Source organism: Mesorhizobium sp. M2A.F.Ca.ET.042.01.1.1 (assembly GCF_003997405.1).
Classification (GTDB): Bacteria; Pseudomonadota; Alphaproteobacteria; order Rhizobiales; family Rhizobiaceae; genus Mesorhizobium.
On the sequence record NZ_RZRX01000298.1, the window covers coordinates 1 to 6676 of the forward strand.

Here is a 6676-nt window from a genome sequence, read left to right on the forward strand (position 1 = left end):
CTTGTCGCGGATCAGCGCCTGCGACAGCTTCGCGGTGCCCTGGATGACATTGACGAGGTCGAACACCACGCGGCGCTCGGCGCCCATGATAAGGTCGAGGTTGCGCAGGCCGACGTCGAAATCGACCAGCGCCACCTTCTTGCCGGTCTTGGCCACGGCGGCGCCGAGCGCGGCCGTCGAGGTCGTCTTGCCGACGCCCCCCTTGCCCGATGTGACCACGACTACCTTGCCCATTTATACAGCCTCCGTTGGCGATTCTTATGTTGGGTCCAGCCGCTTGGCCGACTCTTTCGAAACTCTGGCACGCGAAACCGGTCTGAAGCTTGCGGCCTCAGCCGAGCGGCACCACGCAGAGCGCATCATTGTCGAGAAAGGCCTGCACGGCCTTGCCACGCGACACCCCTTCCATCTCCTCGGCGGTCGTGTACCAGCCGTCGACGGCAAGCAGCTCGGCCTCGTTCTTGCGGCAGAAGATGCGCGCCGAGACATTGCCTTCCGAGCCGGCGATCGCGCGGCCGCGCAGCGTGCCGTAAACATGGATCGAGCCGCCGGCAACGATCTCCGAGCCGGACGCGACCGAGCCGAGCACGATGACGTCGCCATGCGGATGGAACACCGACTGTCCCGAGCGAATCGGCGCCTTGATCATCAGTGTCCCAGCGGAATGCCGCGCCGGCTCGGCGCCCGCGCTTGCGGCTTGTGCCGGTTCGATCCTGACGGCTTCGAGCCTCGCCAGATCGGGGTCGACCGGCTCGTCGGCGGACATCGCGATCTGCGGAGCCTCGGCCGGAGCCGCCTCCGCGACAGGCTGGGTCTGCTGAGCGGCCTGGACCTGCTCCCCGGCGGCGACTTCCAGCTCCTCGGCCCGCGCCTTGCGCGCGGCCCGGCCCAGCAGCCCCTCGGCGGTCGCCTCCTTGGCGCCGGCCAGCAGCGGCGGCAGCTCGGGCCCGAGCTCGGCGCCTTCCAGTTCGATGGCATAGACACGGATGCCGCGCGAGCCGAGCACGCCGACCAGCGCGCCGATCTCCTCCGGCCCCGGCTGCAGCAGGTTGAGGTCCAGCACCACCGGGCGACCGTTGAAATAGCCCGGCGAGTTGGCGATCCAGCGATCCAGCCCCTCCAGCCAGTCGGCGATCGGCGCCTCCGGCGTCAGCGTGAAAGCGACGAAGGAACGGGCGCGGAAGCGGATCGATTTGTTGTGCAGGGGGGCGGCGAAGGTCACGTCCAGGCGAATCCTTACTCAATGGTTAAAGGGTGCCGGGCGAATGGTTAACAAAAGGTTAATTTTGGGGATCGGGGCCGTTAAGGAGGTGGCGCGGCCAGGTTCTGTGGCAGCACGGTGACAGGGCCTGCCGATGCCGCTATCGTCACACCCCAGCCTGGCGGAAAGCAAGGGAGATCATGTCATGGAGATCAGCAAGCCCGAGGATGCCGCGGCCGCGTTCGCCGATGCCTGGAACAGGCATGACATGGACGACTTCGCGGCGCTGTTTAGCGAGGACGCCAATTTCGTCAACGTCGTGGGCATGTGGTGGAAAGACCGGGCCGAGATCGAAGCGGCGCACCGCGCGACGCACAAGACCATGTTTCGCGACAGCCGGCTGGAGGGTGTCGCCGCATCGGTCGTCGAGCTGTCTCCCAGCCTCGCATCGGTGCACTACAGGTGGACCCTGACCGGCGCATCCGCCCCGGACGGCTCGCCCGCCGGAACGCGGGAAGGCATCCTGCTTCTGGTGGTGAAGAAAGAACAGCTTGGATGGCGGATCAAGGTGGCCCAGAACACCGACATCGTCCCAGGCGCGATCGCTCCCCCTGCCCCCGCAAGCCGATAGAGCGGCCAAGCCCGCTCGAGTCGCGCATGTGAAGCGGCTAATATACAGGCGATGTCCAGCCGAGCACCATCCCGCCCGGGACTTTCCACTCTTCAGGGACAAGGAGACGGGCAATGGGCATTTATCGGGAAGACTGCAGGCGAGCAGGCAAGGCAGGCACGGCACTGGCAGCGCTGATGCTGCTCGGAGGATGCATGACGCACCGGCCGACGGGCATTGACGCATACCAGACGAGCGGCATCGACCAATGGCTGGCGACGGCCGATGCCGACAAGGTCGTTAACGCGATGAGCGCCAAGGGCCTGATGCCCGCCACCATCGACTGCCGCTTCGCCGACACCACGCCTGGACAGGTGGCCTACCTGTCGAAATTCACCTGGACGCGGGCGCCCGCCAACACGCGCTACCACTGGGAAGTTGGCGACCCGGCCTATCTCGCGAGCAAGGAAGTGCGGGCCAACCGGGTTGGGTTGCGGCGGGTGGATGCGAAAGTGGTGCGGGACAGCGCTACAGGGCAGAAGGTTGGGTGTTCGGTGTGGGTGGGATAGGCGTTGTGGGCGAATAGATGACCAATGCGACGGTTGACACGCCACAAGCGGTCGAGCGATCGAAACGTTAACCCATCGTCGATCAGCGTCTGAGGCGTCAGCAACTGCTTAATCGCCATCACAAGAGCATCAAGGTCCGCGACCTTACTTTGCAGCCGAGTCGGAGCTAGATAGACTGCTGCCACCAACAGAGGCTCCAACATGCAGCTTGTATCCTTGGCCATGGAACGTTACCGGGCGTTCGATGGCCCTCAAGAGGTCCGCTTGGCACCTCTTAATATCGTCATCGGGAGAAACGGAGGAGGGAAAAGCGTCATCACACGCCTCCCAATGCTTATTTCGGGCGGTGTGGACAGTTACCGAGATGCGCCGCTGGCATTAGAGACAGATGGTCTCGTTCATGCGAACCGTTTCGAGGATCTAATCTATCAGCGCTCTGCTCAGCCTTTCGCTCTAGGAGCGACAGTTAGCCACGATGACGTCGAATACACTGTCCGTGTAAAGCTGCGGCACATAGTTGAAAACTATACACTTGTCGTTGAGGAGTTCTCCGCGACGTCTGGTGATAACCTTATTTTAAAAGCGACCATTGATGAGCCCGACCAGCTACTGGCGCTGTCTCCTAGATACAATGTATCACAAGGGGATTCCGGCGAATCGCTCACCACTACGATATCTTTCGCAGGAATTTTTCCGTTTTTATTTGACAACAAAAAAGTTGATAAATCTAACCTTGATAAGGTTAGAATGTTATTTAGAGATACGTTTGAATCTCCAGCCTATCTTGGTCCATTTCGGCGAGAAGCCAGTGCTATTTCGCGCATGCCTCGCCAAGACATCGCTTCACTTGGACCGCGAGGTGAGTGGACGCTCGACTTCATGACCAATGATCTACTCAGGGGCGGCGGACATCTGGCGCGTTCAGTAGAGCAGTGGTTTAGGGACCGGATGTCTGGCAACGCAGTTATAGTAAGAAGAGAAGGGGATTTTTCACGCGTCTTCGTCGAAGATCCGGCCAGAGATCTTGACGTCGATTTGAGTGAAACCGGAGCGGGATTCGGACAACTTTTTCCAATTGTAGTACAGGCTATGGCTCTACGCTCGAGAACGCTATCTTCGCGAATAGCAATTATCGAACAGCCAGAACTCCATCTTCATCCCGTAGCTCATGGTGACGTCGCCGATTTGCTAATCGATACAATCCTAGGCGTGGAATCACTTTGCTATTTGGTCGAAACTCACTCGGAGCAATTCATCACCCGTGTCCGACGCCGCATCGCTGAAGGAAAAATCGATTCCAAACAGGTTCAGATAATTTCGGTGGGACACAAAAGCCCTGAATCTGAGGCGATAGAGCCTCTTAGAACTATAACGCTTGATTCTTCAGGCACCCCATCCTCATGGCCGCTCGGCGTTTTTGAGGAAGCTTTCGAAGACTTACTGCAAATTCGGCAAACGCTATCCAAGAGCCACAAGTAATATTACTATGATATTGACTGTCGCTCAGCGCGTCTTGAACGACCCGCAGTGGCACGCCCTTCTCGACACAGTCGCTGAGATTCTGTTTGTGAAGGGATCACCCCATTCGTTCGACTCTCTCCAGATCCTGGATCTAATCCGCAGCCCTTGGCTAATGGAAGCAACAGGGAAGCGTGCAACACTTCCAGAGCTGATCAGACAGAGCATAAAGGTCGCCGGCACCCAACCCACCTCCGCTATCAGTCTCGAAATCGACTCTTGGGCCACGACCGTCGGTGAAATCGTCAACGGCACGACACTGAAAGTGCATCCCTTCGGCGCATTGTTTCTACTCACTCAACCTTTTCATTTGATCGTTGAGGACGAAACGTCAGACGGTGGCTTCCTGCTCTGGGTCGCCAGAGCTCTGGGCCGAGAAAGGATAATTCAGGCATATCGAGCCGGGGCGCTTGCGTTTCGGCACGCTGGAGGTAAAGGTCAGTTTGCGAAATCGGCTCAGGCGCTTTCCTTTGGGGTGTGGCCGAGAGCCAACGCGCCGATCAGATCAATGAAACTGCGCGTCGGCGCGTTGCTAGACAGTGATGACCGATTTCCAAACGAACAAAAGAATAAATCGATTGCTGATGAAGTCTTAAATCACGCGCCGTGGACGCACTGCTTGGCAAAAAGAACTATAGAGAACTACATACCCGAACGGTTCTTGCGCGCCAGACTTGGCTCCGGAAAAGAGCCGGCGATCCAGGCTTTATCGAGGCTCACTATCGATCAGCGGCGACACTTTCCAATGAAATCTGGCTTCCGCGACAAATCAACACCTCCTGCTCCTCAAACTCTGCAGGAATTCGCAAACGACTTAAATCGCCCTGCTCCCGAACGTACGTTGTTTGGGTCTGTTCCGCTTGGCGATTGGTCAATTCTGAGGGAAGGTCTTGGAGATGGCCTCAGCCAAGTCTTTATAGATCCGGCATACAGGTGCGAGCCGCGCTCTCGCAATCTATTTGATGCCCAGGATCTTGCAGAGCTAGATGGCCTCCTCGATCAGATTTCCAAGCACCTTTAGGTGGAAACATGCAAAATCACGCTCCAGCTGCAAGCGCCCGCCCAGATATCATTTCGCTAGACGTTCTCCTCAACGACGTAGAGGAAGGCCGCGTTCGGGTCCCTCGCTTTCAACGGCCTTACGTCTGGACCCCGCAAATGATGCGAGAGCTATTCGAAAGCGTACTTAGCGGATATCCCATTGGGTCGCTGTTGTTCTGGGCGCCTCGTGACCTTGTTGTTGAGACCATGGACATGGTGGGTCCGATCGCAATTCCAACAGCCGATCTCAGCTCCCAGATTTCGTTGGTTCTCGACGGCCATCAACGCCTTGCAACTCTTTTCGGAATTCTTCGCCTACCTGAGAATCATCCTCGCGGTGATACGGCAAGCGCGAGTGATAGCGCTTGGTGGTTGGGCTATGACTTAGAAGCCGAACAATGCAGGCAATTCCGGAAGCCCGAAGACTTCCAAAACCCGGCATTGTTGCCGTTCAGAACAGTGCTCAGAACAGCAGATTTTGTCAAATTTGCACGTTCCATTGATGCGACGTCCAGATACTCCACCCAAGATAAGGTCATTTTGCTCGATCGAGCTGACCGTGTACAGCGAGCAATTCGCGATTATCGCGTAGCGCTGACCAGCATGCGCGATGGAACAGTCGATGACGCTGTCGCGATCTTTGCTCGGGTTAATAGAAGTGGGCGGAGGATGAGCTCCGACCAAATGGCCGTCGCTCTGACATACCATCACGGCTTCAACCTCGAAGATACGCTAGACAGTATCCTCGGCGCGTTGAGCGAATATGGTTTTGGCGACGTTAGCCGAAATGTGGTCCTGCAAAGTCTCTTGCGGGGAGCTGGCCGAAACTTCACAAAACCAAATTTCGATGATCTACGCAAATCGGAAACGCAGCAGGCGTTGCAACATGCAACAGACCCAGTCAAACAGTCCCTTTGTGAAGCTGCTTCTTTCCTCAACCGAGTCATCGGTTTCCATACCGCGCGTCTTATGCCCTACGCGCTTCAACTTTTTATGCTGTCGGTATTTTTTCTCTCTCGGACCTCAGAAAATAGTCCGCCGAATAGACAGATTGAACATGTTCTGGCCCGCTGGTTTTGGGCTACCTCCTTCGAGGGATGGTTCGCGTCCGCAAATTCGTCTGAGGTGGAACAGGCGGCAAATTCGATGGAACAGTTCGCTCTCAGCAACTTGGATGAACAAGACATCAAGCAGTTCGAAGCCAGGTTCATTGACCGACCGTTGCGGCCATTTCTCAAAACTTTCGATCGCCGGTCAGCGAGAATTCGATCTTTGATGCTTGTTCAGATTGCGCGTGGGCCACTGATTGATCCAATCACCGGAGAGGAACTCGATGGTTCGGCACTTGTGGCCGATCCGGACACTCGGGATATTCCTTACGTGTTCGCCCCGGATGGAACGAAAGCAGCAAGAAGTCCTGCGAACAGGATATTACTACCAAGGTCCCACGGCGGGGTAGTCCGTGCTGCACTCGAGGCTCACACCGACGAAACTGGAGGTCTTGCTAGTCACGGAATCGACGGAAAGGCACGCGCAGCTTTGGCGCTCGGTGACCTGTTGGCGTTTGTCTCAGCTCGTGAAGCCGTTCTGGTGGCTCAGGAGGCCGAGTTTTTGTCGAAGTTTGGCTTGCGCAAGAGCGATGATATTGCTCCTTCTGAATACGAAGTGGACATCGATGACCTGTAGACTTTTTGCGCGAATTCCGTGAGTGAACCCCTCGTCCCCGCCCTCCGCGCC

General features: G+C 57.3%; 7 protein-coding genes. 5 read left to right on the top strand and 2 right to left on the bottom strand.

Annotated elements, in window-relative coordinates:
• Both EOA23_RS29840 and minC read right to left on the bottom strand, forming a co-directional pair.
• A partial coding sequence (locus EOA23_RS29840) for a P-loop NTPase (RefSeq protein ID WP_145966518.1) occupies nt 1-234 on the bottom strand: 234 nt, incomplete at its 3' end.
• A gap of 97 nt (nt 235-331) precedes the next feature.
• A complete protein-coding gene (minC, locus tag EOA23_RS29845; protein WP_127306773.1) occupies nt 332-1222 on the bottom strand; it encodes a septum site-determining protein MinC in 891 nt (296 codons plus the stop codon).
• Nucleotides 1223-1406: 184 nt separating this feature from the next.
• Between minC and EOA23_RS29850 the strand changes: the two genes are divergently transcribed.
• From EOA23_RS29850 to EOA23_RS29870, 5 genes are all read left to right on the top strand, one after another.
• Nucleotides 1407-1832, top strand: a complete 426-nt coding sequence (locus tag EOA23_RS29850) for an SgcJ/EcaC family oxidoreductase (protein ID WP_127306774.1) — start codon at nt 1407-1409, stop codon at nt 1830-1832.
• Nucleotides 1833-1945: 113 nt separating this feature from the next.
• A complete protein-coding gene (locus tag EOA23_RS29855; RefSeq protein WP_127306775.1) occupies nt 1946-2380 on the top strand; it encodes a hypothetical protein in 435 nt (144 codons plus the stop codon).
• 201 nt (nt 2381-2581) lie between these two features.
• Nucleotides 2582-3859, top strand: coding sequence for an AAA family ATPase (locus EOA23_RS29860; RefSeq protein WP_127306776.1), 1278 nt, complete (start codon nt 2582-2584; stop codon nt 3857-3859).
• Nucleotides 3860-3893: 34 nt separating this feature from the next.
• Nucleotides 3894-4919 carry a hypothetical protein gene (locus EOA23_RS29865; RefSeq protein WP_210212507.1) on the top strand — a complete coding sequence of 342 codons (1026 nt, stop codon included), beginning with the start codon at nt 3894-3896 and terminating at the stop codon, nt 4917-4919.
• 8 nt (nt 4920-4927) lie between these two features.
• Nucleotides 4928-6625: a DUF262 domain-containing protein gene (locus EOA23_RS29870; RefSeq protein ID WP_127306778.1), complete on the top strand. Its 1698-nt coding sequence runs from the start codon at nt 4928-4930 to the stop codon at nt 6623-6625.
• The last annotated feature ends 51 nt before the right edge of the window (nt 6626-6676 follow it).

Excerpts from the sequence above, each read along its gene's own strand:
- EOA23_RS29870 (WP_127306778.1), top strand. The coding sequence starts at position 4,928 with ATGCAAAATCACGCTCCAGCTGCAAGCGCCCGCCCAGATATCATTTCG.
- EOA23_RS29860 (WP_127306776.1), top strand. The coding sequence starts at position 2,582 with ATGCAGCTTGTATCCTTGGCCATGGAACGTTACCGGGCGTTCGATGGC.
- EOA23_RS29855 (WP_127306775.1), top strand. The coding sequence starts at position 1,946 with ATGGGCATTTATCGGGAAGACTGCAGGCGAGCAGGCAAGGCAGGCACG.
- EOA23_RS29850 (WP_127306774.1), top strand. The coding sequence starts at position 1,407 with ATGGAGATCAGCAAGCCCGAGGATGCCGCGGCCGCGTTCGCCGATGCC.